Genomic DNA, 26186 nt, shown 5'->3' with positions numbered 1-26186 from the left:
CCGGTCCTGAATGGGGCGTAATCTGCTAGTCGTCATGACAGCTGTCTATCGCCCGCGCCCGAGTGTCGTACGACGGGACTCCGGACTTTACGGCTACGAGCGGGCCCTGGCCCGGCGGGGGTTCACGCCGGTCGCCGGGGTGGACGAGGCCGGGCGTGGCGCCTGCGCCGGACCCCTGGTAGTAGCCGCGGTGGTGCTGGGGCGGGAGATCGACGGACTGAGCGATTCCAAGCTCCTGACCGAGGCCGTCCGTGAACGCCTCTACGAGCGGATCACGGCGACCGCCCGGGCCGTGAACGTGGTCGTGATCCCTCCCGAGGAGATCGACGCGCGCGGCCTGCACAAGTGCAACGTCGCGGGGATGCGGCGGGCCGTCGCCGGGCTGGGTCTCGTCCCCGGTTACGTCCTCGTGGACGGTTTCCCGGTGGCGGGGCTGCCCGCGCCGTCGCTGGCGGTGTGGAAGGGCGACCAGGTCGCCGCGTGTGTGGCGGCGGCCTCGATCGTGGCGAAGGTGACGAGGGACCGGCTGATGTACGGCCTCGACGAGATCTATCCGCAGTACGGCTTCGCCCTGCACAAGGGGTACGTGACTCCCGGCCACCGGCGGGCCCTGGCCCGGCACGGCCCGAGCCCCCACCATCGGTTCTCGTTCGTGACGGTGGCCAGGGTGACTCGTGGGACACGGATCCCGGCCGAGGGCCTGTGGACGGGGCAGGATGAGGACATGCGCGAGAATGAGGTCGGGGCCGGTGTCGTCTGAACGGGGCGGGTGCCTGCGGGGGATCTCGACGGGGCGTGGAAGAGGAGGACCGGGATGAGCGCGGAAGATCTCGAAAAGTACGAGACCGAGATGGAGCTGCAGCTCTACCGGGAGTACCGCGACGTGGTCGGCCTGTTCACCTACGTGGTCGAGACCGAGCGGCGCTTCTATCTCACCAACTCCGTCGATCTCGACGTGCGCACCGCCGAGAACGGTGACGTCTTCTTCGATGTGAAGATGCAGGACGCCTGGGTCTGGGACATGTACCGCCCTGCCCGTTTCGTGAAGAACGTTCGGGTTGTGACCTTCAAGGACGTCAACATCGAGGAACTGGCCAAGCCCGACCTCGAGATGCCCAAGGAGGGCTTCTCGAGCTGACCATGCCCGGGGCCTGTCCCCAGAACGGCGTTCGGCCGCTCTGTGCAGGCCTGCGGGGCGTCATCGTCGCGGCATGCGTCTCGTCGCGTACGTGCTCGTGCTGTCCATGCTGACCGTGGCCCTCACGCGTCCCCGCGATGCCCTCGTGCCGGTCGCCGCCCCGGTCCTCATGGGGCCTCACGCGGCCGTCGGGAAGGCGAGAGCGCGCGGGACCGAGGAGGCCGCGGCGGCCCGGCCTCGTGGCGTCACGCAGCCGGTCATGCCGGACCTGCAGGACGCCCCGGCCCTGCAGGTCACGCCCGGCGCGCCGGGCAGGACCGGGCAGCATGAGGCGCCCGAGTGGCGGTGGCCGCTTTCCGGGCGCGCACGTCCGATCAGGCGCTTCGATCCGCCCGCGCAGCGGTGGCTGGCCGGTCACCGGGGCGTGGACCTGGCCGCACGGCCCGGGGAGAAGGTGATGGCCGCAGGAGCGGGAACCGTCGGCCTGGCCGAGCGGATCGCCGGCCGAGGAGTCGTGACGATCTTCCATCCCGGTGGCCTGCGCACCACCTACCTGCCGGTCCGTGCCCTGGTCCGGCCAGGTGACGTCGTCGCGGCCGGTCAGGTCATCGGCACCGTCGAGGAGGACGGCGCCGCGCACTGCGCCGCCTCCTGCCTGCATTGGGGACTTCTGCGCGGGCGCCTCTACCTGGACCCGCTCCTGCTGTTCGGCCGGGGGCAGGTCCGCCTCCTGCCCCGATGGTCCGTCGGCGGAGCCCGTCCGATTCCACGGTGAGCCGGTTCGGCCTCCTGGGCGGCCGGACGCGCCCCGGCGGTGTTCCGGCGGTGTTCCGGCGTTCGCTTCGGCCGGTCGCGGGCACGGGTGCCTCCGGCCGCGGCGGGCCTGGTTCGCCTGGCGTGCGCACTGGAGCACCGGTGGGGCGTGGGGGCCGGGGAAGCCCGGCCCCTGGTGACGGTTCGGGCTGACGGGCGAAAGGTTCCGGCAGCCGCAGGAGGTTCCCGGCGGGCTGACGGACGACACGCGTCCGCGATGGTCAGGCGCGGGGATGGGCCTGGCGGTAGGCGGTCCGCAGCCGCTCGATCGACACATGCGTGTAGATCTGTGTGGTGGCCAGGGACGCGTGCCCGAGCATCTCCTGCACGGATCGTAGGTCCGCCCCGCCTTCGAGCAGGTGCGTGGCGGCGGTGTGGCGCAGCCCGTGCGGGCCCATGTCGGGTGCCCCCTCGACCTGCGCCAGACGGGCGTGCACGACGCGCCTGACGGTCCCCTGGTCGATCCGGCCTCCCCGTACGCCGAGGAAGAGCGCGGGGGCGCTCCCTTCGCGCACCCACAGGGGCCTGCCCCGGACGCACCAGGCGTCCAGGGCGTGCAGCGCGGGCAGCCCGAAGGGCACCGTCCGCTCCTTGCGTCCCTTCCCTAGCACGCGGACCGTACGGCGGTCCCGGTCCACGTCGTCGACGTCGAGGCCGCACAGCTCGCTCACCCGTATGCCGGTCGCGTACAGCAGCTCCAGCATCGCCCGATCGCGCAGGTCCCTGGGGTCGCCAGGTCCCTGCGTGCTGAGGACGGCCTCGGCCTCCGTCTGGTCCAGCACCTTCGGCAGCCGGCGTTCGGCCTTCGCCGTGCCGAGGAGCAACCCGGGGTCACTCGCCAGCCACCGCCGCCGGTGGCAGAAGGCGGTGAAGACGCGGACACAGGCGGAACGGCGGGCGAGCGTCGCCCTCGATCGTCCGGCCTGGTGCTGGTCTCCCAGCCAGTCGCGCAGGACGGCCACGTCGAGACCGGACACGTTCTCGTGCCCGGCGGCCCTCATGTGCGCGATCAGCGAGGAGATGTCTCCCAGGTACGCCCTGGTCGTGTGCGGTGACAGGTCGCGTTCGAGACGCAGATGCCGCTCGAACCGCTCCAGGACGGCGTCGAACTCCCCGAGCCCCTGCCCTTCGCCCGCTGCCACGGCGCGTCCTTCCCCTCGTTTCCCGCTCGATGGGCACGGTCGCCGCCGCCCGCGGGCGCCTCGTAACCCGGTGACTCTCGTAACCCGGTGCCGCGGCGACGGACCGGCCGGGTCCCACCTCTTGTGGTCCTATTGCCCACGAGCGGCATCCGATGCGCATGAGCGTCTCGTTCCCGCACGCCATGGGGAAGGAACACAGCCACGACCCGCATGCTATACACGGGCCTCGTTCCCGGGCGGGCCGCTTCGGCGCGGTGCCGGAGGTTCGTCCCAGGGCATCGGTCGCTTCGGCGTGCGGTCTCGCAGATTGATCCCGGAGCGCCGGGCGCCGCCGGTCCATCCCCGAGCGCCGGCCGCTTCGGCGCGGTGTCGCCGGTTCATTCGCGTGCTTCGGGCCGCAGCCGCCACCCCCGGTCCACGTTCTCGACGAACCCCGCGGCGGCCAGGGCGCCGAGGCAGGCGAGCGCGGTTCCGATGTCCACACCGGCGGCGACGGCGATCGCGGCGGGACCCGTGGCACGCCGTGCGGGAATCGCTTCGAGCACACGCCTGGTCTCGTCGTTCAGTCCGTCACGAGGCCGCACGGGTCCGCGTCGCTCCGGTGCGAGGTCGTCACCGATGAAGCCGACCAGTTCGACGATCTCCTCGGGCGCTGTGACGCAGACGGCCTTGCCCTGACGGATCAGGACGTGGCAACCCGCGGAGACGTCGGTGGTGATGGGGCCGGGAACGGCCATCAGATGCCGGTTCAGGCCCCAGGCGTGAGTGGCCGTGTTGAGCGCACCGCTGCGCGCGGCCGCCTGGACGACAACGGTTCCCCGCGACAGGGCCGCGATGACCCGGTTGCGGATGAGGAACCGCAGCCGGGTGGGGTGAGCGCCCGGCGGCCACTCGCTGATCACCGCGCCCTGCTCGCGCACGGCACGGAACAGGTCTTCGTGGGCGCTGGGATAACACACGTCCGTCCCGCAGGCGAGCACGACGACCGTGGGGGTCCCGGAGGCCAGTGCGCCCCGGTGGGCGGCGCCGTCGATCCCGTAGGCACCCCCGCTGATCACGGTCCACCCACGTCCGCCGAGGCTCATGGCGAACTCGGCCGCCACGGTCGTGCCGTACGCGGTCGCGGCCCTGGCCCCGACGACGGACACCGAGCGCAGGCAGGAGAACCGCAGGTTCGCCCGTCCGTCCACCCACAGGCCGAACGGCCGGGCGTCCCCGAGGTCGTCGAGCTGAGTCGGCCATTCGGAGTCACCCGGGACGACGAGCCGCGCTCCTCGCTGCCTGCCTTGTGCCAGGTCGGCCGCGGGGTCGGAGTAGCGGGCCGCCCAGGCGGCCGCATGCCGGCCGAGATCGACAGGGCGCCGGGAAGCGTCGGCGCGGTCCTTCTCGTCGCGCGCGAAGCCGGGATCCAGCACGCCGCGTCTCGCCTGCCGCATCGCGCCCACCGGACCGTAGCGGGCGATCAAGCGGCCCATCACCGCGTCGCCCGCCTCGGCCATGCGCATGATCGCCACCCGGGCCAGCCGCTCCGCCCTGCCCGGCCCGCCCGCGTCGTCCCCGGCCGAGCCATCCATGTTCCCGGCCAGGTCGTCGTTCTCAACCGCGTCCGTCGTGTTCCCGGCTGGGCCATCGACGTTCCCGGCCGTGCCGGGCGTGCCCGCCGCCCGGGCGAGGGCGTCGCCGGACGGCACGTCGTCGGCGGCGGGGAATTCGGTCGCTTCCATCAGTCCACTCCGAGCCATAGTGCGAGGGCCGCCGAAGTCTCGGTCTGGCCCGGACGGTCTTTCCCGGCGAGATCCGCGAGCGTCCAGGAGACGCGGAGCACGCGGTCCAGGCCACGTGCGCTGAGCGTGCCTACGTCGAGGCCCCGGTGCAGCGGGGCCATCGCGGTGTCGGGCAGGCGGAGGTCGCGGTGCAACGCGGACGAGGACACCTCGGCGTTGGTGCGCCAGGGGGTGCCGGATAATCGCCTGGCGGCCCGCTCGCGCGCCAGTCTCACCCGCTCGGCCACGGTCGCGCTGGTCTCCACGAAGTGCCGGTCCGCGAGCAACTCGGCACGGGTGGCCCGGCCGATCTTCATCTTCACGTCGACGCGGTCCAGCAGCGGACCCGAGAGCCGGTCGAGATAGCGGCGCCGCCCCGCGGGGGTGCACCTGCAGGGGTGTCCAACCGTTCCCTGCAGGCCACACGGACACGGATTGGCCGCCAGGACCAGCGTGAACCGGGCGGGGAACGTGACCGCGCCGACAGCCCGTGCGATCGTCACCGTTCCGGACTCGAGAGGCTGCCGCAGGGAGTCGAGCACGGTGGTCGCGAACTCCGGGGCCTCGTCGAGGAAGAGCACGCCCCGGTGCGCGAGCGACACCGCTCCGGGCCGCACGACGCCTCCGCTTCCACCGCCGACGACGGCCGCCATCGTCGCGCTGTGGTGCGGGGCCATGAAGGGGGGCCGGGTGAGCAGCGGGCGCCCCGCCGGAAGCGTTCCGGCCACCGAGTGAATGGCGGACACCTCAAGCGCCTTCTCCTGGTCGAGCGGCGGAAGGAGGGTGGGCAGACGCTCGGCGAGCATGGTCTTGCCGCTCCCCGGTGGGCCCAGCATCCACAGGTTGTGCCCGCCGGCCGCGCACACCTCCAGCGCCTTGCGGCCCATCGGCTGCCCGGCCACATCGCACAGGTCCGGCCCCGGCGGGCCCCCGGCGGGCGCGATGTGCTCGGCGTCCCGCGACAGTGAGGCGGCTTCCGCCACGACCGGAAGCCGGTGCAGGTCGCCCGAGCGGAGCCATCCCACCAGTTCGCCGAGCGTGGCGACGGGAACCACGGTGAGGTCGGGCACGAGGGCGGCCTCGGCGGAGTTGAGCGCGGGCACCACGACCGTGCGCACCCCCGCCTCGGCGGCGGCGAGCGCGGCCGGCAGCACGCCCCGGACCGGACGGACCCGCCCGTCGAGACCGAGCTCGCCGAGGAACATCGGCGCCGCGATCCGCTGCGCGGGCACGGCGCCGGCCGCGCCGAGCACCGCGATCGCGATGGCCAGATCGAAGAGCGACCCCCGCTTGGGCAGCGTGGCCGGGGACAGGCTCACGGTGACCCGCGCGTCCGGCCAGGCGAACCTGCTGTTGATCAGCGCGGATCTCACACGGCCCCGGGCTTCGCTGATCGCGGTGTCGAGAAGCCCGATGAAGTGCGTTCCGGCGACGCCGGGGCCGACATCGGCCTCGACCTCGACGAGGCGCCCGGTGACGCCCACGAGGCCGACGCAGTGCGTCCGGGCGACGGGCATCTCAGACCACCCCGCGTTCGTGCCGGAGAGAGAAGTCGCCGGCGAACCGCTCGATCGCGATCACGTCGATCCGTATCGTGTCGAAGCGCTCGGTGCGCGTGGCGAGCCATCTGCCGGCCAGCACCCGCAGGCGCAGCAGTTTCGCGCCGGTCACCGCCTCGAACGCGGTGCCGTGGCTGCGCCCGGAGCGGGTCTTCACCTCCACGATCACCAGCGCGTTGCCGTCGCGGGCGACGATGTCGATCTCGCCCTCCGCGCAGCGCCAATTGCGGTCGAGTACGTGCATGCCTTTCGCCGTCAGAAAGGTCACGGCGAGTTGCTCGCCCTGCCTGCCCAGCCGATCCTTCGCCGCCATGGGACCACCTCCGGCGCAGACGATCGCCGACGCGGCCTCCCGCCCGTGCCACCGAACCTCTTTCTGTGGACAAGCGCGGGGGACAAGCGCGGCACGCGGGTCGGTGGCTGTGGACGGGCGGAGAAAGCCGCAGGTGAGCAGGGAGAGAGCGCTCTTGCCGTCCACAGGCGAGGCCAGGGGCGGAAGCGGAGGGGCGGCCGCGGGCAGACTGCGACGGGCATGAATACTTGCCCGGGTCCCCCGGAGGCGGATGGCGGCTCCGCTTCGACGGAGCATGCCGCCGGGCATCGGAAGTGAGGAGACGGCAGTGACCGCGAAACTGATCAGGGAGCTGGGCGCGAGCGCCGGGGTCGCCCTGCCGGATGTCCGGGTCACCGGAGATGATCCCGTGCTGCCGTCCGTCTTCCCCATCGGCACGATGGCCGCGGCCTCGGCCGGCGCCCTCACCGCCGCCGTCGCCGCGTACGCCGCGCGAACTGTCGTGCGGACCGAGGGGAAGGACGAGGAAGGGCTCTGTGGCCCGGAAGGGTCTCGCGGTGCCCACCATGACCTGGACGTGACCATCGATGTCCGCCATGCCGCCGTGGCCTTCCAGAGCGAGCGGCATTTCCGCACCGACGGGAAGGGCATGGACGTCTGGGCCGCGCTCTCGGGGGACTACCGCGCATCGGACGGCTGGGTGCGGCTCCATTGCAACTTCGATCACCACCGCGACGCCGCCGTGCGCGCGCTCGGGCTGCCCCCGGGTTCGGGCAAGGAGGACGTCGCAAGGGCGTGTGCCGGCCGTGCGGCGGTCGACATCGAGGAAGCCGTGATTCGCGCGGGCGGCTGCGCGGCGGCGATGCGGAGCAGGGCGGAGTGGCTCGCGCACCCGCAGGCACGGGCGCTGGCCGGTCTTCCTCTTGTCGGCGTCTCCCGGCGGCCCGACGGGGAAGGGGACGGCCGGCCGCGCGGAGGCGGAACCGGCCGCGATGAGATCGGCCACAGCGGAACCGGCGGTGGGAGCGGCGGCAGCGAGGCCGGCCGCAGCGGAACCGGCCGGAGCGAGTCTGATCGCAGCGGAACCTGCCGCGGCGGGAGCGGTGGCGGGACCGGCCATAGCCGGACCGGCCCTTCCACGGAGGGCCGCGCATGGGCCGGGGAGATGCCTGCGGACCCCGCCACCGGCCTCCCGGCCGGGCCGCATCGACCGCTGAGCGGCATACGGGTGCTCGACCTGACCCGCGTGATCGCCGGACCGGTGGCCGCGCGGGCGCTCGCGGCGTACGGCGCGGACGTGCTGCGTGTGGGCGCCGCGCACCTGCCGGAGGTGCCGGGGCTCGTGGTGGAGACGGCGTTCGGCAAGAGGTCGTGCCACATCGATCTGCGGTCGGAGGCGGACAGGCTGCGCGACCTGGTCCGCCAGGCTGACGTGGTCGTGCAGGCGTACCGGCCAGGGGCCCTGCGGGCCAGGGGTTTCGGGCCGGACGACCTCGCCGCCCTGCGGCCGGGCATCGTCTGCGTCGACATCTCCGCGTACGGCGGGCGCGGGCCGTGGGCCTCGAGGAGAGGATTCGACAGCCTCGTCCAAATGGCGTGCGGAATCGCCCACGAGAACGGCGACGGCCTGCGGCCCAGCCCACTGCCCGCGCAGGCACTCGACCACGGCACCGGTTACCTGGCCGCGTTCGGCGCGGTCGCGGCGCTGCTCAGGAGGGCGGCCGAGGGCGGTTCCTGGCACGTCGAGGTGTCGCTGGCGAGGACCGCGGCGTGGCTCGACGAGCTCGGCAGGATCGACGCGGAGGGGGTGCGGCAGCCCCCGGTGGACGATCTGCTGGCGACGATGGACAGCCACTTCGGCACGCTCACCTATGTGAGGCCGCCCGGCGCCGCGGACGGCGCGCGGCCCCACTGGACGAGTCCGCCGCCCCGGCAGGGGGAGCACCCCGCCTCATGGGCCCCGGGTCTCCTGAAGCCCCGGTCTCCTGAGTCCTGATTCCCGAGTCCTGCTCCTGAGCGTCGGCCTCCGGAATCCCGGCGCCTTGATGTGGAGGCAGCCGCGTGGCCGTCGAGGCGCGTGGTGACGAGACGGGGTGCTGATCCGGCAAGGGTCAACTGAAGGAGCGGATCCGGGTAGACTATTCGACGGCCTGCTAGGCGGGCCGAATTCGCACGCCCACTCACGAGCCGCCTTCTCGGTCCGGACCACGTCCGGTGGAAGCGGCTCGGGGCGTCAGGGCGCGGGCAAGACGCCCGCGTGACCAACCGAGACCGTGCCCGAGGGCACACGACCATGGAGGACCATCACCATGGCCCCTGTCGTCACGATGCGGCAGCTGCTGGAGAGCGGCGTCCACTTCGGCCACCAGACCCGCCGGTGGAACCCGAAGATGAAGCGCTTCATCTTCACCGAGCGCAACGGCATCTACATCATCGACCTGCAGAAGTCGCTGTCGTTCATCGACCGTGCCTACGACTTCGTGAAGGAGACCGTCGCGCACGGCGGCACCATCATGTTCATCGGCACGAAGAAGCAGGCGCAGGAGTCGATCGTCGAGCAGGCGTCGCGCGTCGGCATGCCGTACGTGAACCAGCGCTGGCTGGGCGGCATGCTCACCAACTTCTCCACCGTGCACAAGAGGCTCCAGCGGCTGAAGGAGCTCGAGGAGCTCGACTTCGACAACGTGGCCGGCTCCGGGCTCACCAAGAAGGAGCTCCTGATGCGCCGCCGCGAGAAGGAGAAGCTGGAGCGCACCCTCGGCGGTATCCGTGACATGGCCCGCGTCCCGAGCGCGGTCTGGGTCGTGGACACCAAGAAGGAGCACATCGCGATCAACGAGGCCAAGAAGCTCGGCATCCCGGTCGTCGCGATCCTGGACACCAACTGCGACCCGGACGAGGTCGACTACCCGATCCCGGGCAACGACGACGCGATCCGCGCCGTCAGCCTCCTCACTCGCGTGATCGCCGACGCCGTCGCCGACGGCCTCATGACCCGTGCGGGCGCCGGCCGCGGTGACGAGAAGCCCGCGGGCGTCGCCGCCGCCGAGCCGCTGGCCGAGTGGGAGCGCGAGCTCCTCGAGGGCGGCGAGGCCGCTCCGGCCGCCGAGACCGCCGAGGCTCCCGCTGCCGAGACCGCCGAGGCCCCCGCCGCTGAGGCTCCGGCCGCTGAGGCTCCGGCCGCCGAGCAGCCCGCGCAGGACGAGCAGGCCTGAGGTACGACCATGGGTCCCCGCCGGGCGCGGCGCCTCCGGCCGGCCGCGACGGGCGGGGATCTCCCAGGCAGCGACCTGGTTCCGGTGCGGTAGGGACACACCCCCCGCACTGAGGGCTTCACCGGGTGGGCGCTCGGCACGGGTGCCCACCCCCCAGACGATTCATCCGGGTCCCGAAGAGGAAATTGGACAATGGCTTCCGTAAACATGGCCGACGTCAAGCGCCTTCGTGAGCTGACCGCCGCCGGCATGATGGACTGCAAGAAGGCGCTCGAGGAGTCCGAGGGCGACTTCGACAAGGCCGTCGACATCCTGCGCCTGAAGGGCGCCAAGGACGTCGGCAAGCGCGAGGCCCGCACCGCCTCGAACGGCCTGGTCGCCGTCAAGCACGAGGGCGACTCCCTCGCGGCGCTGCTGGAGCTCAACTGCGAGACCGACTTCGTCGCCAAGAACGAGCGTTTCCAGGAGCTCGCGGCCGAGATCGTCGGGCACATCGTCGCGACCAAGCCCGGCGACGTGCCGACCCTGCTCGAGTCCCAGCTGAACGGCAAGACCGTCAAGGAGCTGCTCGACGAGGCCAACGCGGCGCTCGGCGAGAAGATCGAGATTCGCCGGTTCTCGCTGCTGGAGGGTGGCTTCATCACCTCCTACATGCACAAGACCGACCCGCAGCTCCCGCCGGCCGTGGGCGTGCTCGTGCAGCTCGACACGCCGAACGCCGAGATCGCCAAGGACATCGCCCAGCACACCGCCGCCATGGCGCCGAAGTACCTGAGCCCCGCTGAGGTGCCCGCCGAGGTCGTGGAGAAGGAGCGGTCGCTGTTCGAGCAGATGACCCGCGAGGAGGGCAAGCCCGAGGCTGCCATCCCGAAGATCGTCGACGGCCGGATCAACGGCTGGTACAAGGACTTCACCCTGCTTGAGCAGGCGTTCGTGAAGGACAACAAGAAGACGATCAAGAAGGTCGCGGAGGAGGCCGGCGTCAAGGTCCTGGCCTTCACCCGTTACAAGGTCGGCCAGGCTTAGGCTTACTGCCAGGAGCTTTTCGACCCGCGCTGACTACCGAGGAGGCCGCCGCCGTGCAGGAGAACACCAGACCCGCCACGCCGGCGGCTTCGTCGTACGACGGGACGCTGCGCTGGAAGCGGGTGATGCTGAAGCTGTCGGGCGAGGCCTTCGCGGGCGGCGAGTCGCTCGGCATCGACCCGCGTGTCGTCGCCCAGCTGGCGGACTCGGTCGCCGAAGCGGTCCGTGAGGGCGTGCAGGTGGCGGTCGTCGTCGGCGGCGGCAACATGTTCCGCGGCGCTGCGCTGTCGCAGGGCGGCATGGACCGCGCCCGGGCCGACTACATGGGCATGCTCGGGACCGTCATCAACTGCCTCGCCCTGCAGGACTTCCTGGAGAAGCGCGGCATCGACACCCGCGTACAGACCGCGATCACGATGCAGCAGGTCGCCGAGCCGTTCCTGCCGCGCCGCGCGATCCGCCACCTGGAGAAGGGGCGCGTGGTGATCTTCGGCGCGGGCCTCGGCTCGCCGTTCTTCTCGACCGACACCTGCGCGGCGCAGCGCGCGCTGGAGATCGGCGCCGAGGCGTTGCTCAAGGGCACCCAGGTCGACGGTGTGTACGACTCGGACCCGCGCAAGAACCCCGACGCGGTCCGGTTCGACCAGCTTGAGTACGGTGAGGTGCTGACGCGGGGTCTCGGGGTCATGGACGCCACCGCGATCAGCCTGTGCATGGACAACGGCCTGCCCATCGTGGTCTTCGACCTCATGGGCGAGGGCAACATCCTCCGGGCGGTTCGTGGTGAGAAGATCGGCACGCTGGTGAGTCCGGCAGGGAAGTAGGGAGCCGCAGTGATCGACGAAACCCTCCTCGAGGCCGAGGAGAAGATGGACAAGGCGGTGACGGTCGCCAAGGATGACTTCGCGAGCATCCGCACCGGCCGCGTCACGCCCTCGATGTTCAACAAAATCACCGTTGACTACTACGGGTCGCCGACACCGATCCAGCAGCTCGCGTCGTTCCACGTCCCCGAGGCGCGCATGGTGCTCGTGCAGCCGTACGACAAGGGCTCGCTGAACGCGGTCGAGAGGGCCATCCGCGACAGCGACCTCGGCGTCAACCCGAGCAACGACGGCACCGTGGTCCGCGTGGTGTTCCCCGAGCTGTCGGAGGAGCGCCGCAAGGAGTACATCAAGGTCGCCCGCAACAAGGCGGAGCACGGCCGAGTGTCGGTACGGAACATCCGCCGGCACGCCAAGGAGATCCTCGACAAGCTCGTCAAGGACGGCGAGGCGGGCGAGGACGAGGTCCATCGCGCGGTCAAGGAGCTCGACGACCTCACCCAGAAGCACGTCGCGAAGATCGACGAGCTGCTGAAGCACAAGGAAGCCGAGCTGCTCGAGGTCTGACGACGCGGCCCGGCACCCGGGCCCGCAAGGCACGACCGTGATCCTTGTGCCGCACCGCGAGAGCGGGCGGCACAAGGATCACGCGTATATAGAGAGTGGGACGCTGTGGACGGAACTGCTGCCGCCGGCGACCGGAACCCGGCGGGGGGCCCGGCGGGCCCCACAGGTGCCGGACACGGTCCCGAGTCGGGTGGCCGCACCGGCGCCGGTCCGGGCGCCGGGCAGGCTTCCGCGTCGAACGGCCTCGCCGGTGCCGGCGCGGACCGTGGCGCCGCCCAGAGCGGGGACGCCGGTTCCGGTGCGGGCACGGCATCCACGCCGGGCGGTCTCGGGGACCCGGAAGGAACCGGTGCTTCGGGCATGCAGGGTGACGCCGCCAAGAAGTCGTCGGGCCGTACGGGCCGCAACCTCCCGGCCGCCGTGGGGGTCGGCGTCGCGCTCGGCGCGGCGGTCATCGGCTCGCTCTACACCGTCAAGGTCGCTTTCCTGGTCGTGGTCCTGCTGGCCGTCGGCGTCGGCATACACGAGATCGTCAAGGCGTTCGGCGGGTTCGGCATCCGGGTGCCGCTGCCGCCCCTGCTGGCCGGCATGGCGGCCATGGTGCTCGGGCCCTACTGGGGCGGCACGACGTTCCTGGTCGGCGCGTTCGGCGTGACCGTGATGGTGCTGCTGGCCTGGCGCATGTTCCAGGGAACCGAAGGCTTCGTCAGGGACGCGACCGCCGCGGTGTTCGTCGCGGTCTATCCGGCGCTGCTGGCGGGCTTCGTGCCGCTGCTGCTGGCTCCCGAGGACGGGCCGGACCGCGTGATCGTCTTCGTCGCGGTCACCGTCTGCAGCGACATCGGCGGCTACTTCGCCGGGATCTTCCTCGGCAAGCACCGGATGTCCCCGCTCATCAGCCCGAAGAAGACCTGGGAGGGCTTCGCCGGGTCCACCCTCGCCTGCGTCGTGGGCGGCGCGTTACTGGTCCACTTCCTGTTGCGGGGCGAGTACTGGGAAGGCGCCGTCGTCGGCCTGGCCGGAGTGGTGTGCGCGACGCTCGGCGACCTGGTCGAGTCGGTCATCAAGCGTGACATCGGCATCAAGGACATGGGCACGCTGCTGCCGGGGCACGGCGGGGCCATGGACCGGCTCGACTCGCTGCTGTTCACGCTCGTCCCCGTGTGGCTGCTGCTCACGCTCCTGGTCCCGGTCGCCTGACAGCCTGTCAGAGCCGGCTGGTCATCGCCAGCCGTTCGCTGATCGCCCGATGGCCGTGGTCGGCCACGAGGCGCAGCTCGGACTCGGTGAGCGGGAGCAACCACAGCCACCGTACGGCGTCACCGCCGAAGACGAATCCTGACATGTCCGGCAGGCCGGGCGGGTCCGTCAGCATGAGCACTCCCTGGTGCCCGCCGTCCAACGGGAACGTGAGCGGGTTCTGGAACCAGCGGGCCGTGTGCCCGTGTCCCAGCCATGTCACCGACCGCCACGGATACTGCCCGAGCCAGGCGAACAGCCGTGCGGCGACCCTCGGATCCTGCCTGGTCGCCAGCGCGAGTTCCACGCGGCACGCCGTGTCGTACATCTCCGCGGCGGGCATCCGCTGGCAGCTCATGCCCACGGTGGACAGCACCGTGTAGTCCCGGGTGAACGTGGCAGGCCGCTCGCTGACCCCGACCATGGGGAACCGGCCGCCGCCGACGTCCCAGTATCGGCCCGGCGGCCCGAGCCTGCCGTCGAGGTGGCCGAGCACGAACTGCTGGTAGGTGGCCCAGCTGCCCTCCGCCTGCCGCCACTGCCAGTACGCGCGGGCCTTGGCCACCCGGGGGGACAGGCCCTCCAGCGCCTCGCCGAGCGGCCAGGCGAACGGCGACTCCCCGACGGCGTCCCGCGCGTACCCGGGCATGCCGCGCTCCAGGTCGGCCCACGCCGGAATGACCGCCAGGAGCGTGTCGTTCTCGTACAGGGCGACGCCGTCGCCCTCCTCGAACCACAGCACCGACAGCGACTCCGCGTCGAGTGGCGGCCGGCCGGAGGGGTGCGCGGTGTGCGCCTCGGGCATCACCGGCGGCAGCCCGGCGCCTGCCCGGGCGAGATCGGCCTCGGCGGGCGCGGGGACGTGGTTGGCCAGCCAGACCGCTCCGTGGACGATCCCCTTCGCGTCGCGAAGGTAAGCTACGGAGGAGGTCCGGTCGGCTTCGATCGTCAGTGTGCGGCTCCCGTAGGGGTTGGGGCTGGTGAGCACGACAGTGGTGTCCACACCTCACCTCTCGTACGCCTCCGGGATTCGACCGCCAGACAGAATGTAAAACCGCGCGCGCCAGTCGTTAAGACCATGGCGGCGGGAGATGGAAAGGGTTTTGCGTGAGCGAGCAGCCGAAGACCGGGCAGCTGACCTTCGTGGCGCCCCGCCGGGCCAAGCCGCAGCGCCACCTGGCCGACCTGACCATGGCCGAACGCAGGGCGGCGGTGGCGGAGCTGGGGGAGAAGCCGTTCCGCGCCGATCAGCTCTCCCGTCACTACTTCACCCGGCTGACCGGCTCTCCCGAGCAGATGACCGACCTGCCGGGCGCGCTGCGCGAGCGGCTGGTCGAGCAGCTCATGCCCCCGCTGCTGACGTCCGTACGCGAGATCACCTGTGACGGCGGCATGACGCGTAAGACGTTGTGGAAGCTGTTCGACGGCTCGCTGGTCGAGTCGGTCCTCATGCGCTACCCCGACCGCGTCACGATGTGCGTCTCCTCCCAGGCCGGGTGCGGCATGAACTGCCCGTTCTGCGCGACCGGCCAGGCCGGGCTCACCCGCAACATGTCCACCGCCGAGATCGTCGAGCAGGTCGTCGCGGGAGCGCGGGCGCTGGCGCGCGACGAGGTCCCCGGTGGTCCCGGCCGGGTGACCAATGTGGTCTTCATGGGCATGGGCGAGCCGATGGCCAACTACAAGGCCGTGATCGGCGCGGTACGCCGCCTGGTCGACCCGGCGCCGGAGGGCCTCGGCATCTCGGCGCGCGGGGTCACGGTCTCGACGGTCGGCCTGGTGCCGGCGATCGGCAAGCTCGCCGACGAGGGACTGCCGGTGACGCTCGCCGTCTCCCTCCACGCCCCGGACGACGAGCTCAGGGACACACTGGTGCCGATCAACACCCGGTGGAAGGTCGCGGAGGTGCTCGACGCCGCGTGGAGCTATGCGGCCAAGACCAAGCGGCGCGTGTCCATCGAGTACGCGCTGATCAAGGACATCAACGACCAGGAGTGGCGGGCCGACCTGCTCGGCCGCCTGCTCAAGAACAAGCTCGTGCACGTCAACCTGATTCCGCTGAACCCCACTCCGGGCTCGAAGTGGACGGCCTCCCGTCCCGAGGACGAGCGGGCCTTCGTACGCCGCCTGGAGTCCCACGGCGTCGCCGTCACCGTGCGGGACACCCGGGGCAGGGAGATCGACGGGGCGTGCGGGCAGCTCGCCGCCGCGCCTGCGCCCTGATCCCGGTTCAGGGCCGGGTGCGGCGCAGCCAGGTGTAGGCCGCCAGGCCGATCGCGGGCCACAGCACTGACTGCACCGTGAGCAGGGGCAGCCCGGTGAGCAGCACGCCGTGGTGGGCGTCGCGCATCCAGCCCATGACCGGCACGGTGAGCCAGCGGCCCCCGGCCAGGCTGATCACCAGCATCGACAGGTAGCCGAGGATCAGGGCGATGGTGGAGACCGCCGGTGAGGGCAGGATCGGGCGGCTGGTCAGCGCCCCGAGTGTGAGCCCCGCCGCCGCCGACAGCAGGTGCAGCCACACCCCGGCGAGGAGCACGGTGAGCGTGGGAGAGGCGGCGAGACGGGCGAGCAGCGCGGCCTCGGCGACCGCGGTCAGGACGAGCAGCGAGGAGAACGCCGCCAGCAGCCCGCTCACCAGCTCTCTCGGCCCCAGCGCGGACAGGGCGACGCTGCGCTGCTCGTCGGGTTCGGTGTCGAGCAGGCCGCGCGCGGCCCAGGCGAGCACCGGCACGAGCATGGCCGCCGAGTCCGCGGTGGCCGCGATCTCCTGACCGGCGGGGACGGCGGTCGCGTAGAGGATCGCCAGCAGCGCCAGCAGTCCGATGAGCGGTTGCAGGGCCCGGTGGGAGGCGACGTAGCCGGCGACGCGGAACCGTGCCAGCGCGATCACGGACGTCATCCGGCGGCCTCCCCGGCGGCGCGGGCCGTGATGCGGCCCGTGACATGTACCGTGCAGCCCTCGGCACGCAGACGCTCGGCCAGGTCCGCCGCCCGCGACGCGGTCACCGCCACCTCCAGCACGGTCAGAGCGGACTCGCCGGTCTCCTCGACCGGCTCGAGTTCCCGTACGGCGCGGTCGCGGACCTCACAGCGGCGCAGGCCGGGAAAGGCGCGCAGATCGCCCTGGTGGTCGCTCACCATCACGATCCCGCCGCGCGCGCCGACCTCTTCGATGATCGTGGGGAGTTCGGCCCGGGTGGCGGCGTCGAGACCGGCGAAGGGTTCGTCGAGCACGAGCAACCCCGGTTCGGCGAGCAGCGCCTGCGCGAGGCCCACCTTGTGCGCGCTGCCCTTGGACAGATCGGGCAGGCGCTGTCCGAGCAGGTGGTCCATGCCGAGCCGTTCGCTCCACCGGCCGATCGCGTCCGTGCTCACCCTCCGGACCGCCGCCATGTGCCGCAGGTAGGACGCCACGGTGAACGGCTGGTCCGCGGGGAACCGCTCGGGGGCGTATCCGACGACCCGGGGGCGGTCCTCGACGCTTCCGCGTACGGGCCTGAGCAGCCCGGCGACGAGCCGCAGCAGGGTCGACTTGCCGGTGCCGTTGGGCCCGGTGACCTCGACCACGTCTCCCGGATCGAGGACCAGACCGGCGTCCCGCAAGACCCAGGGGGCTCGCCGTCCGTACCGGAAGGAGAGACTGGCGATCCGCATAGTTTCTGGAGCTTATCGGGATGTTCCTCCAGGCGTACCGACATCGGGCGATCTTTGGGTCTCGCCTTTCTGTTGGGACTCCCGTCAAAATGGTCGGGCATGAGCAGTGGGCCGGAGGTCTGGTGAACCGCTTTCCCCGCGTCATGGCCGTGCGCCTGGGCTATGACCCCCAACAGGTCGACGACTTCGTGCGCAGGATCGAGTCGACGCTCGGACGTGGCCCGGCCGACGGGCCGCCGGTGACGGCCGACGAGATCAGGAACGCGAGGTTCGCCGTCAAACTCGGGGGTTACAACGAGACGGCGGTGGACTTCGCGCTCGACGCGTTCATCGTGGCTGTCGAGGCCAGAGCCGGTCAGGGCGACGATTCGCGGGCGCGGCTCGCGACCGGCGCTCCCGGGCCCGCGACTCCACGGTCCGCCGCCGAAGAGCCTGCCGCCAAAGAGTCCGCCGTGACAGGGCCCGCCACTACAGGGGCCGCCACCACGGGGGCCGCCGCCGCGGAGACCGCCGTGACGCAGCCCCTCGTCGCGGCGCCGGCCGCCCGGGCCGCGGCGCGCCGTACGGGGGACGGGGAGCGCACGGGATCGGAAGCGGCCCCAGTGAACGCCGCCGGGAAGACGGGCACGCCACCACCGGAGCCGGGCACGGAGTCCTGGCTGGAGGCGCAGGCGGTCCGGGTCGAACGCGTGGCCTTCCACCCCGGACGGCTCGGGATGGGCTACCGGGAGGAGGAGGTCGACGAGTTCCTCGACCGGGTGGTGGCGACGCTGCGCGGGACGACGGCCGAGCCGCTGACGGCGGAGCAGGTCAGGAAGGCCACGTTCGCCACCGTCGTGTTCCGGCCCGGCTACGCGATCCGCGAGGTGGACGGCTTCCTGGCCGAGATGGCGAGCGTGCTGGAACGCCGCCCGTGATCCAATCGGCACCCCGCTAAAAGCGCATAAATCCTAATTTTCGTGGAGCAATACACCACGATAGGGATCATGCTTCGCAGATCATCCCCCTGGCCGGGGCTCGTCGCGGCCGGGCTCACCGCGGTCATCCCCCTGGCGACCGTGCCGGCGGCCCGGGCGAGCACCGGCTCCGGCGCCTACACCCCCGGCTCGGCCGGTCTCGGCGACCCGTACTTCCCCCTCGCGGGCAACGGCGGCTATGACGTCGCCCACTACGCGATCCGGCTGCGGTTCACCCCGCAGACCCGCCACCTCAGCGCCACGACGACGATCACGGCGACGGCGACGAAGAACCTGTCCCGGTTCGACCTCGACTTCTCCGGGCCGGCGATCAGCGAGGTCGAGGTGAACGGCCGGCGGGCGTCGTACGTCCGGAAGGGCCAGGAGCTCGTCGTCACACCCCGGCACGGGCTGCCGTCGGGGAAGAAGTTCACGGTCGAGGTGTCCTACGCCGGCCGGCCGAAGGCGATCAAGGACAGGGCGCTCGGCGTCGCCGGCTGGATCGACACCGAGGACGGCGCCGTCGCGGTGGCCGAGCCGGACGGCGCCCGCAGCTGGTTCCCGGCCAACGACCACCCGCGTGACAAGGCCACCTTCACCTTCGAGGTCACCGCGCCCGAGGGACTGACGGTCCTGGCCAACGGCGAGCCGGACAACTCCGGCGTCGCCGGCCCGCGCGACGGCTACCGGACCTCGAAGTGGACGATGCGCCACCCCATGGCGCCGTACCTCGCCATGGTCGCGATCGGGAAGTTCACGGTCACCCGGGGCACCGTCGGAGGCAAGCCCAACATCACGGCGTACGACCCCTCGCTGGCCAAGGAGTTCAAGCGCCTGCACAGCACCACGGCCAAGGCGATCAGGTGGGAGTCGAAGGTCTTCGGCGACTACCCGTTCTCCTCCACGGGCGGCGTCGCCGACCGGCTCGACGTCGACTACGCGCTGGAGACGCAGGGCAGGCCGGTGTACGACAAGGTCATGTCGGACGAGCTCGTGATCGTGCACGAACTGGCCCACCAGTGGTTCGGCGACAGCGTCGGCCTGCGCAGCTGGAAGGACATCTGGCTGAACGAGGGCTTCGCGTCGTACGCCGAGTGGCTGTACCAGGAGCAGCACGGCGGCCCCTCCGCCGAGCGGATTTTCGCCGAGCAGTACAGGCACAGGGCCGGCGGCGACTTCTGGAAGCTCAAGACCGGCGACCCGGGCCGCGACGGCATGTTCGACTGGAACGCGATCTACGTGCGGGGCGCCATGACCGTGCACGCGCTGCGCAAGGAGATCGGCGACGAGACGTTCTTCACGCTGCTGCGCACCTGGGCCAGGCAGAACCGGCACTCCACGGTCACCACGAAGGACCTCATCGCCCTGGCGGAGCGGTTGTCCGGCCGGGACCTGGACGACCTGTTCGACGCGTGGCTGTACCGGGCGGCCAAGCCGAAGCTGTGACCCGTCCGGGCGTGAACTAGAGCCCGCCGAGCTGGGCCGCCGCCCGGATGGCGAGCCACACCTCGGCGAAGTCGCCGGTCGCCGACAGGTCGCGCCCGGTCAGCGCGCCGAAGCGGCGCAGCCGGTACGACAGCGTGTTGGGATGCACATGCAGGGCTCGCGCGGCGTCGTCGACGCGGCGGTCGCGCTCCATCCACGTGCGGACCGACGTGATGAGATCCGATCCGTGTTCGGCGTCGTACCGCAGGACGTCGCCGAGCACGTGCTCGACCAGGGCGGCCAGCACGCCCACGTCGTCCGGCAGCCACCGGCCGGTGGTGTCCTCGCCGTAGGCGACCAGCGGCCGGCCCGCCTCGGCGGCGCGGGAGGCCGCCCACAGGGCCTCCCGCTGCGCGACGCGCAGCGATGACCCGGGTGTGACGGGGCGGCTGACTCCGGCCGCGATGCCGGGCACCGCCTCCAGCTCCGCGGTGGCGACGGCCGCCGCCGTCAGCACGTACAGGTCCCGATGCCGGCGGAGCATGAGGTGCGGATGCTCGGCGAGGGCCCGGACCACGGCGTCGTCGGCGGCGTCGCGCACCACGAGGAGAACGACGTCGCGATCCGGCGGCAGGCCCATCAGGGCGAGCCTGCGCCGGGCGGTCTCCGGGTCGAGCACGTCCTGCAGCAGCTCGGCCAGCGTCTCCGCTCCCTGGCGGCGCAGCGTCTCGCGCTCGCTGCGCACCATCGCCACCCGCAGGGCGGCGACGGTCGCGATGTGCTGGACCACGGCGAGCCCGGCCGGGCGGGCGCCCTCCCGCTCGAAGGCGACCAGGAACCCGGCCGGCCCGCCGGGCGCGGGCACCGGCAGCGCGAAGCCGCCGGGGATCGTCGGCGGCGCGTCCGCCGAGGCGGGCAGCCGTACGGACGCCGGGGGCGCCGGCACGCCCGGCAGCAGCGGGCGGCCCTGCGGCGTGCTCAGGAAGATCTCGTAGCCCGACAGCCGTTCGAGCCGCCGGAACAGCCCCGCCGTGTCCAGCCCCTCGGACGCGAGCCAGCGCAGCGCGCCGAACACCTGCAGCTGGGCCCCCAGCCGCTGCCGGGCGTCCTCCTGCACCGCCGCCGCGACCTCCTGGGCGATCGCGATGAACGGCACGGCCAGCGGCACCTCCAGCACGGGGAACCCGCGCTCCTCGGCGGCGTCGAGAAAGGCCCGGCGCAGCGGGGGGACGTGCAGGCCCGCGCTGAGCGCGAGCGCCGCCACCCCCGCGTCGTCGAGCCGTTCCAGGTACGCCCGCTGGGCGGCGGCGGCGCGCGGGACGCCGATGCCCGTCGTCATGATGACCTCGGCCCCGAGCAGCCAGGGCGTGGGGTCCTCCAGCTCACTCACATGGGCCCAGGAGACCGACCTGCCGAGGCCGCGCTCGCCCGCCAGCACCCGCAGTTGCAGCGCGGGGGAGCGCAGCAGGTCCTCCACGGTGTTGTGCCCGTCCACAGCGGTCAGCCTATTTCCCGTGATATCCCTAATTGTCCTGATTGGAGGGTGAGCGTGCTGAAGCGCTCTCCCCATGACGCTCTCCCCATGACCTGGAGGAACGCATGACGACGGCGGACGATGGCGCGGCCGTGACGCGGGTCGCGGTCGCGCAGGTCCCGCTGCGGGTGGGCGAGCCCGAGTCGAACCGTGCCGCCGCCGAAGCGGCGATCGCGGAGGCGGCCGAGGCCGGCGCCCGGCTGGTGGTGCTGCCCGAGCTCGTCAACAGCGGCTACGTCTTCTCGGGCGCCGAGGAGGCCAAGAGCCTCGCCGAGCCCGCCGACGGCCCGACCGTCACCGCCTGGGCCCGCCTGGCGCGCGCCCACGACCTGGTGATCGTGGGCGGATTCTGCGAGCTGGCCGACGGCGTCCTGCGGAACAGTCAGGTCATGGTCGACGCCACCGGGACCAGGGCCGTCTACCGCAAGGCCCATCTGTGGCACGACGAGCAGGACGTGTTCACGCCCGGCGACGCGCCGGCTCCCGTCGTGGACACCGAGATCGGCCGCGTCGGGATGATGGTCTGCTACGACCTGGAGTTCCCCGAGTGGGTGCGGTCCGTGGGCCTGGCCGGGGCCGACCTCCTCGCCGTCTCCACCAACTGGCCCGCCTCGCCCGTTCCCGCCGGGGAGCGCCCGGTGCTGGTCGCGTACGCCCAGATCGCCGCCGCGGCCAACCGCATGTTCGTCGCCGTGGCCGACCGGTGCGCGGCCGAGCGGGGCGTGGACTGGGTGCGCGGGACGTCGCTGATCGGACCGAACGGATACCCGCTGGCGGGCCCCGTGCTCAGGGACGGGCCGGCCGTGCTGGTCGCCGACTGCGACCTGGCCCGCGCCAGGGACAAGGCCACCGGCCCGCGCAACGACGTCCACCGCGACCGGCGGACCGATCTCTACCCGTGGCCTACGATCTGATCGGCCCGCCCGCGCCGGGGAGGCCTGAGGCCAGGGGAGAAGCCGTGATCGTCGACCTGTCGGTGCCCGTCGTGAGCGGCATGCCCGTCTATCCCGGAGACCCCGAGGTCGAGATCGCGCCCGCCCTCACCGTGGCGGCCGAGGGCGTCAACGTCCTCGGCCTGCACCTCGGCTCCCAGTCCGGCACGCACGTGGACGCGCCGTTCCACATCGACGACACTTTGCCGACGCTGGACGACGTGCCGCTGGAGCGGTTCCTCGGCCCCGCGGCCGTCCTCGACGTCCGGGGCCTGCCGCCGCGCTCGCCGGTCACCCCCGGGACGCTGGAGGCGGTGGCGGGACGGCTGCGGCCGGGAACCGTCCTGCTCGTCGCGACCGGCTGGGACGAGCACTGGGGGACGCCGGACTACCAGGCCCACCCGTACCTGGCGGAGGAGACCGCCCGCCTGATCGTCGCCGCGGGGGTGCGTACGGTCGGCATCGACGCCCTCAGCGTCGACCCGACGCCGGCTCCGGCCGACCTGCCGGCGCACCGGGCCCTGTGCGGGGCGCACGCGGTGATCGCCGAGAACCTGCGCAACCTGGGCCCTCTGCTGGAGGCCCAGGCAGCCGGCCGCCGGGTGGAGGTCTCGCTGCTCCCGCTGCGCCTGACCGGGGCCGACGGCGCGCCCGTACGCGCCGTCGCCAGGATCGGCTGAGGGCCTGTCCACCGCCCCGCTGCTCGCCGTGCTGACGGCCGTGCCGGGCGTCGTCAGTGCGTCCCCCACGAGTACGTCTGCTTGTGCAGCTTGAGGTAGACGAACGTCTCGGTCGCCCGCACGCTGGAGATCGCCCGGATCTTCCCCAGGATCTCCAGCAGGTGGGTGTCGCCCTCGCAGACCACCTCGACCATGATGTCGACCGACCCGGCCGTCAGCACCACGTAGTCGATCTCGGGGATCTGCGCCAGCTCGTCGGCGACCCGCTCCAGATCGCCCTCGCACTTGATGCCGATCATGGCCTGACGGGGGAAGCCCAGGGTGAGCGGGTCGGTGACGGCGACGATCTGCATGACGCCGAGGTCGAGCAGGCGCTGCACGCGCTGGCGCACCGCGGCCTCCGACAGCCCCACCGCCTTGCCGATGGCGGCGTACGGCTTTCGCCCGTCCATCTGAAGCTGCTCGATGATCTGCTTGGAGATCTCGTCGAGCACCACCGGCCCACCCTTAGCGGCAGCCGCGCGAGCCTTGGGGGGAGTCGTCATCCTCGGGGGGTGTCCTCTCTTGGCGGGCTTCGGCCGTCGTAGCGACCTGGTGTTACAGCACCGTTTTTGACATGTTGCGATCGTGGTCTGACATGTTGTCAGCTGAGTCGCTCGTGTCAAGCGATTCCGTAGCAATTTGGTATCTTAGCGACGAAATCCCTTGTCTATGGCTCTTTGCTCTGCCAGAGTCGCGACATCTCAGCCACCTCAACAGGAGGTCAACGGTGACCACCCGTCTCCAGAACTTCGTGAACGGGAAGTTCGTCGACGCCGCGAGCGGCCGTTTCTCCGACGTCGTAGACCCTACGACGGGCGAGGTCTACGCCCAGGCGCCGGTGTCGGGTCAGGAGGACGTCGACGCCGCCTACGCCGCCGCGACGGCCGCGTTCGAGACGTGGGGCCAGACGACGCCGGGCGAGCGCGCGGCGCTGCTGCTCAAGGTCGCCGACGCGATCGAGGCCCGCGCGGACGAGATCAACGAGGCCGAGTGCCGCAACACCGGCAAGCCCCGCGCCCGCATGGCCGAGGACGAGACCCCGGTCGCCGCCGACCACTTCCGCTTCTTCGCCGGTGCGGCCCGCACCCTGGAGGGCCCCACCGCCGGTGAGTTCCTCGCCGACCACACCTCGATGATCCGGCACGAGCCGATCGGCGTCATCGGCCAGGTCACGCCGTGGAACTACCCGATGATGATGGCGGTGTGGAAGATCGCCCCCGCTCTCGCCGCCGGCAACACGATCGTGCTCAAGCCGTCCGACACCACCCCGGTCTCCACGCTGAAGCTGGCCGAGATCCTCGGTGACGTCCTGCCCGCCGGTGTCTTCAACGTGGTCACCGGCGACCGGGAGACCGGCGCCCTGGTCGTCGGGCACGCCGACGCCGACATGGTCGCGATCACCGGCTCGGTCGGTGCCGGCATGGCCGTCGCCAGGACCGCCGCCGACGACCTCAAGCGGGTCCACCTGGAGCTGGGCGGCAAGGCCCCGGTCGTGGTCTTCGAGGACGTCAAGGACATCAAGGCCGTCGCCGAGGAGATCGCCGGGGCGGGCCTCTACAACGCCGGCCAGGACTGCACCGCCGCCTGCCGCGTGCTCGTGCAGGAGAGCATCCACGACGAGTTCGCCGCGGCGCTGGCCGAGGCCGCCGCCGCCACCAAGCTGGGCGGCCTCGACGAGGAGGACGCCTACTTCGGGCCGCTGAACAACGCCAACCAGCTCGCCCGGGTCGAGGGCTTCTTCGAGCGGCTCCCCGAGCACGCGAAGGTCCTCACCGGCGGCACCCGCGTCGGCGACAAGGGCTTCTTCTTCGCTCCGACCGTCGTGGACGGGCTGAAGCAGGACGACGAGATGGTGCAGGACGAGATCTTCGGTCCCGTCATGACCGTCCAGACGTTCACCGACGAGGCCGACGCGCTGGCCAAGGCCAACGGCGTCCGCTACGGCCTGTCCAGTTCGGTGTGGACCACCGACCACGGCCGCGCGATGCGGATGTCCAAGCGGCTCGACTTCGGCATCGTCTGGGTCAACACCCACATCCCGTTCGTGTCCGAGATGCCGCACGGCGGCTTCAAGCACTCGGGCTACGGCAAGGACCTGTCCGTCTTCGGCCTGCACGACTACACCCGCGTCAAGCACGTCATGCACTACATCGGCGAATAGGTGCCTCCGGCTCCGGCCGGGCACCTATCGAAAAAGAGGGATAAGCCTGGAATGACAGAGATCCAGGCGGGCCCGGGGGCAGCCGTCGCGGCTGCCCCCGTATCAGGAGACGTGCCCGCCATCGAGCTCGACAACGTGGTGAAGGAGTACGTCTCGCACGGCGAGGTCGTACGGGCGGTCAAGGGCGTGAGCCTCGCCATCGCGGAGGGGGAGTTCTTCTCCCTCCTCGGCCCCTCAGGCTGCGGCAAGACCACCAACATGCGAATGATCGCCGGGTTCGAGGACCCCACCCAGGGGGTCGTCAGGCTCCACGGGGAGGACGTCACGAACGTCCCGCCGAACAAGCGTGACATCAACATGGTGTTCCAGTCCTACGCGCTGTTCCCGCACATGAACGTGTGGGACAACGTCGCGTTCGGGCTCAGGCGCAAGAAGGTTCCCGACGCGGAGATCAAGCGCCGCGTCGGCGAGATCCTGGAGGTCGTGGACCTGGTCGGCCGCGAGAAGCGCCGGCCGAAGGAGATGTCGGGAGGCCAGCAGCAACGCGTCGCGCTCGCCCGCGCCCTGGTCAACCGGCCCCGCGCGCTGCTGCTCGACGAGCCGCTCGGCGCGCTCGACCTCAAGCTCCGCCAGGCCATGCAGATCGAGCTCAAGCGCATCCAGCGCGAGGTCGGCATCACGTTCGTCTACGTGACGCACGACCAGAGCGAGGCGCTGACGATGAGCGACCGCATCGCGGTCATGAACGACGGCCTCGTGGAGCAGCTCGCCGAACCCCGCGAGATCTACGAGCGGCCCGCCAGCAAGTTCGTGGCCGGGTTCATCGGCACCTCCAACCTGCTGAGCGGAACGGTGCAACAGGTCAGCGGAGCCACCGCCGTGCTCGCCCTCGGCCAGAGCGACCGGATCCTCATCCCCTCGGACGGCACGCTCTCGGCAGGCCAGACCGTCGACCTCACGGTCCGGCCGGAGAAGATCAAGATCGCGAAGGACCGGCCCGAGGGCGATCTCAGCGTCGTGCGGGGGACCGTGGCCGAGGTCGTCTACCTCGGCACCTCCAACAGCTACGTCGTGGTGCTCGGCGACGGCGCCGAGATCACGGTGTTCGAGCAGAACGCGCACGACAGCACGATCACCGCCGAGCGGGGCGACTCGGTCTGGCTCTCCTGGCAGCCCTGGCACTCCTACGCCCTGCGGTAACACCCCGAACCACCGGTACAT

Annotated in this window: 25 protein-coding genes; 16 read left to right on the top strand and 9 right to left on the bottom strand. The window is 71.6% G+C overall.

Annotation, left to right across the window (positions count from 1 at the left end; translation table 11 throughout):
* Positions 1-34: 34 nt before the first annotated feature.
* The 3 genes from HHX41_RS38625 (at position 35) to HHX41_RS38615 (ending at position 1913) form a co-directional block, all read left to right on the top strand.
* Positions 35-760: a ribonuclease HII gene (locus tag HHX41_RS38625; protein ID WP_182909896.1), complete on the top strand. Its 726-nt coding sequence runs from the start codon at positions 35-37 to the stop codon at positions 758-760.
* Between the two features lie 54 nt (positions 761-814).
* Positions 815-1138, top strand: a complete 324-nt coding sequence (locus HHX41_RS38620) for a DUF2469 domain-containing protein (protein WP_036327164.1) — start codon at positions 815-817, stop codon at positions 1136-1138.
* A 73-nt stretch (positions 1139-1211) separates the two neighbouring features.
* Positions 1212-1913, top strand: a complete 702-nt coding sequence (locus HHX41_RS38615) for a M23 family metallopeptidase (RefSeq protein WP_259401656.1) — start codon at positions 1212-1214, stop codon at positions 1911-1913.
* A 259-nt stretch (positions 1914-2172) separates the two neighbouring features.
* Here the strand turns inward: HHX41_RS38615 and HHX41_RS38610 are convergent, their stop codons facing one another.
* From HHX41_RS38610 to HHX41_RS38595, 4 genes are all read right to left on the bottom strand, one after another.
* The gene (locus HHX41_RS38610; RefSeq protein WP_182909895.1) at positions 2173-3093 is read right to left on the bottom strand and encodes a tyrosine recombinase XerC; all 921 of its coding nucleotides are present in this window, start codon (positions 3091-3093) and stop codon (positions 2173-2175) included.
* Positions 3094-3470: 377 nt separating this feature from the next.
* Positions 3471-4817 (bottom strand): DNA-processing protein DprA, encoded by a 1347-nt coding sequence (gene dprA, locus HHX41_RS38605; protein WP_259401655.1) that lies wholly within the window; start codon positions 4815-4817, stop codon positions 3471-3473.
* The gene (locus tag HHX41_RS38600) at positions 4817-6373 is read right to left on the bottom strand and encodes a YifB family Mg chelatase-like AAA ATPase (protein ID WP_182909894.1); all 1557 of its coding nucleotides are present in this window, start codon (positions 6371-6373) and stop codon (positions 4817-4819) included. Before HHX41_RS38600 ends, dprA begins: the two co-directional genes overlap by 1 nt.
* 1 nt (position 6374) lies before the next feature.
* Positions 6375-6728, bottom strand: a complete 354-nt coding sequence (locus HHX41_RS38595; protein WP_169981926.1) for a YraN family protein — start codon at positions 6726-6728, stop codon at positions 6375-6377.
* 307 nt (positions 6729-7035) lie between these two features.
* On the opposite strand from HHX41_RS38595, the gene HHX41_RS41520 reads away from it, so the two are divergent.
* The 6 genes from HHX41_RS41520 to HHX41_RS38565 all read left to right on the top strand — a co-directional run bounded on the left by HHX41_RS41520 (position 7036) and on the right by HHX41_RS38565 (position 13539).
* Positions 7036-8703, top strand: coding sequence for a CoA transferase (locus tag HHX41_RS41520; RefSeq protein ID WP_310742370.1), 1668 nt, complete (start codon positions 7036-7038; stop codon positions 8701-8703).
* Between the two features lie 313 nt (positions 8704-9016).
* Positions 9017-9922, top strand: a complete 906-nt coding sequence (gene rpsB, locus HHX41_RS38585) for a 30S ribosomal protein S2 (RefSeq protein ID WP_169981925.1) — start codon at positions 9017-9019, stop codon at positions 9920-9922.
* A 192-nt stretch (positions 9923-10114) separates the two neighbouring features.
* Positions 10115-10948 carry a translation elongation factor Ts gene (gene tsf / locus HHX41_RS38580; protein ID WP_169981924.1) on the top strand — a complete coding sequence of 278 codons (834 nt, stop codon included), beginning with the start codon at positions 10115-10117 and terminating at the stop codon, positions 10946-10948.
* Between the two features lie 53 nt (positions 10949-11001).
* Complete coding sequence (gene pyrH / locus HHX41_RS38575; RefSeq protein WP_169953526.1) at positions 11002-11772, top strand: UMP kinase; 771 nt, start codon at positions 11002-11004, stop codon at positions 11770-11772.
* A 9-nt stretch (positions 11773-11781) separates the two neighbouring features.
* Positions 11782-12339, top strand: a complete 558-nt coding sequence (frr, locus tag HHX41_RS38570) for a ribosome recycling factor (protein ID WP_182909893.1) — start codon at positions 11782-11784, stop codon at positions 12337-12339.
* A gap of 360 nt (positions 12340-12699) precedes the next feature.
* Positions 12700-13539, top strand: coding sequence for a phosphatidate cytidylyltransferase (locus HHX41_RS38565; RefSeq protein ID WP_182909892.1), 840 nt, complete (start codon positions 12700-12702; stop codon positions 13537-13539).
* A gap of 7 nt (positions 13540-13546) precedes the next feature.
* On the opposite strand, the gene HHX41_RS38560 is transcribed toward HHX41_RS38565, so the two are convergent.
* Positions 13547-14581, bottom strand: a complete 1035-nt coding sequence (locus tag HHX41_RS38560) for a suppressor of fused domain protein (RefSeq protein ID WP_169981921.1) — start codon at positions 14579-14581, stop codon at positions 13547-13549.
* A gap of 104 nt (positions 14582-14685) precedes the next feature.
* Here HHX41_RS38560 and rlmN point away from each other — a divergent pair, with 104 nt between their 5' ends.
* Entirely contained in the window at positions 14686-15801 is a 1116-nt protein-coding gene (gene rlmN / locus HHX41_RS38555) for a 23S rRNA (adenine(2503)-C(2))-methyltransferase RlmN (RefSeq protein WP_169981920.1), read from the top strand.
* A gap of 7 nt (positions 15802-15808) precedes the next feature.
* Here the strand turns inward: rlmN and HHX41_RS38550 are convergent, their stop codons facing one another.
* A complete protein-coding gene (locus HHX41_RS38550) occupies positions 15809-16480 on the bottom strand; it encodes a hypothetical protein (protein ID WP_182909891.1) in 672 nt (223 codons plus the stop codon).
* Positions 16477-17235, bottom strand: coding sequence for an ATP-binding cassette domain-containing protein (locus HHX41_RS38545; RefSeq protein WP_182909890.1), 759 nt, complete (start codon positions 17233-17235; stop codon positions 16477-16479). Before HHX41_RS38545 ends, HHX41_RS38550 begins: the two co-directional genes overlap by 4 nt.
* A gap of 89 nt (positions 17236-17324) precedes the next feature.
* Between HHX41_RS38545 and HHX41_RS38540 the strand changes: the two genes are divergently transcribed.
* Together HHX41_RS38540 and HHX41_RS38535 are read left to right on the top strand one after the other, a co-directional pair.
* Positions 17325-18152 (top strand): DivIVA domain-containing protein, encoded by an 828-nt coding sequence (locus HHX41_RS38540; protein ID WP_182909889.1) that lies wholly within the window; start codon positions 17325-17327, stop codon positions 18150-18152.
* Between the two features lie 69 nt (positions 18153-18221).
* The gene (locus tag HHX41_RS38535; RefSeq protein ID WP_182909888.1) at positions 18222-19637 is read left to right on the top strand and encodes a M1 family metallopeptidase; all 1416 of its coding nucleotides are present in this window, start codon (positions 18222-18224) and stop codon (positions 19635-19637) included.
* Between the two features lie 16 nt (positions 19638-19653).
* Here the strand turns inward: HHX41_RS38535 and HHX41_RS38530 are convergent, their stop codons facing one another.
* The gene (locus tag HHX41_RS38530; RefSeq protein ID WP_310742369.1) at positions 19654-21111 is read right to left on the bottom strand and encodes a PucR family transcriptional regulator; all 1458 of its coding nucleotides are present in this window, start codon (positions 21109-21111) and stop codon (positions 19654-19656) included.
* 104 nt (positions 21112-21215) lie between these two features.
* Here HHX41_RS38530 and HHX41_RS38525 point away from each other — a divergent pair, with 104 nt between their 5' ends.
* Together HHX41_RS38525 and HHX41_RS38520 are read left to right on the top strand one after the other, a co-directional pair.
* The gene (locus HHX41_RS38525; protein ID WP_182909886.1) at positions 21216-22064 is read left to right on the top strand and encodes a nitrilase-related carbon-nitrogen hydrolase; all 849 of its coding nucleotides are present in this window, start codon (positions 21216-21218) and stop codon (positions 22062-22064) included.
* 44 nt (positions 22065-22108) lie between these two features.
* Positions 22109-22762, top strand: coding sequence for a cyclase family protein (locus HHX41_RS38520; RefSeq protein WP_169981913.1), 654 nt, complete (start codon positions 22109-22111; stop codon positions 22760-22762).
* Between the two features lie 53 nt (positions 22763-22815).
* On the opposite strand, the gene HHX41_RS38515 is transcribed toward HHX41_RS38520, so the two are convergent.
* Positions 22816-23307 carry an Lrp/AsnC family transcriptional regulator gene (locus HHX41_RS38515; RefSeq protein ID WP_169981911.1) on the bottom strand — a complete coding sequence of 164 codons (492 nt, stop codon included), beginning with the start codon at positions 23305-23307 and terminating at the stop codon, positions 22816-22818.
* Between the two features lie 224 nt (positions 23308-23531).
* Between HHX41_RS38515 and HHX41_RS38510 the strand changes: the two genes are divergently transcribed.
* Positions 23532-24965 carry a gamma-aminobutyraldehyde dehydrogenase gene (locus tag HHX41_RS38510; protein WP_310742368.1) on the top strand — a complete coding sequence of 478 codons (1434 nt, stop codon included), beginning with the start codon at positions 23532-23534 and terminating at the stop codon, positions 24963-24965.
* A gap of 51 nt (positions 24966-25016) precedes the next feature.
* Entirely contained in the window at positions 25017-26165 is a 1149-nt protein-coding gene (locus HHX41_RS38505; RefSeq protein ID WP_169981909.1) for an ABC transporter ATP-binding protein, read from the top strand.
* Positions 26166-26186: the final 21 nt, after the last annotated feature.

The sequence above is a fragment of the Microbispora sp. H13382 genome (assembly GCF_014161445.1).
Classification (GTDB): domain Bacteria; phylum Actinomycetota; class Actinomycetes; order Streptosporangiales; family Streptosporangiaceae; genus Microbispora.
This window is presented reverse-complemented; position numbering and strand designations above follow the sequence as displayed.

Bases quoted from the DNA above. Each gene is read 5' to 3' on its own strand.
- HHX41_RS38625 (WP_182909896.1), top strand. From the start codon at position 35: ATGACAGCTGTCTATCGCCCGCGCCCGAGTGTCGTACGACGGGACTCC.
- HHX41_RS38620 (WP_036327164.1), top strand. From the start codon at position 815: ATGAGCGCGGAAGATCTCGAAAAGTACGAGACCGAGATGGAGCTGCAG.
- HHX41_RS38615 (WP_259401656.1), top strand. From the start codon at position 1,212: ATGCGTCTCGTCGCGTACGTGCTCGTGCTGTCCATGCTGACCGTGGCC.
- dprA (WP_259401655.1), bottom strand. From the start codon at position 4,817: ATGGAAGCGACCGAATTCCCCGCCGCCGACGACGTGCCGTCCGGCGAC.
- HHX41_RS38600 (WP_182909894.1), bottom strand. From the start codon at position 6,373: ATGCCCGTCGCCCGGACGCACTGCGTCGGCCTCGTGGGCGTCACCGGG.
- HHX41_RS38595 (WP_169981926.1), bottom strand. From the start codon at position 6,728: ATGGCGGCGAAGGATCGGCTGGGCAGGCAGGGCGAGCAACTCGCCGTG.
- rpsB (WP_169981925.1), top strand. From the start codon at position 9,017: ATGGCCCCTGTCGTCACGATGCGGCAGCTGCTGGAGAGCGGCGTCCAC.
- tsf (WP_169981924.1), top strand. From the start codon at position 10,115: ATGGCTTCCGTAAACATGGCCGACGTCAAGCGCCTTCGTGAGCTGACC.
- HHX41_RS38565 (WP_182909892.1), top strand. From the start codon at position 12,700: ATGCAGGGTGACGCCGCCAAGAAGTCGTCGGGCCGTACGGGCCGCAAC.
- HHX41_RS38550 (WP_182909891.1), bottom strand. From the start codon at position 16,480: ATGACGTCCGTGATCGCGCTGGCACGGTTCCGCGTCGCCGGCTACGTC.
- HHX41_RS38545 (WP_182909890.1), bottom strand. From the start codon at position 17,235: ATGCGGATCGCCAGTCTCTCCTTCCGGTACGGACGGCGAGCCCCCTGG.
- HHX41_RS38540 (WP_182909889.1), top strand. From the start codon at position 17,325: ATGGTCGGGCATGAGCAGTGGGCCGGAGGTCTGGTGAACCGCTTTCCC.
- HHX41_RS38535 (WP_182909888.1), top strand. From the start codon at position 18,222: ATGCTTCGCAGATCATCCCCCTGGCCGGGGCTCGTCGCGGCCGGGCTC.
- HHX41_RS38525 (WP_182909886.1), top strand. From the start codon at position 21,216: ATGACGACGGCGGACGATGGCGCGGCCGTGACGCGGGTCGCGGTCGCG.
- HHX41_RS38515 (WP_169981911.1), bottom strand. From the start codon at position 23,307: ATGACGACTCCCCCCAAGGCTCGCGCGGCTGCCGCTAAGGGTGGGCCG.
- HHX41_RS38505 (WP_169981909.1), top strand. From the start codon at position 25,017: ATGACAGAGATCCAGGCGGGCCCGGGGGCAGCCGTCGCGGCTGCCCCC.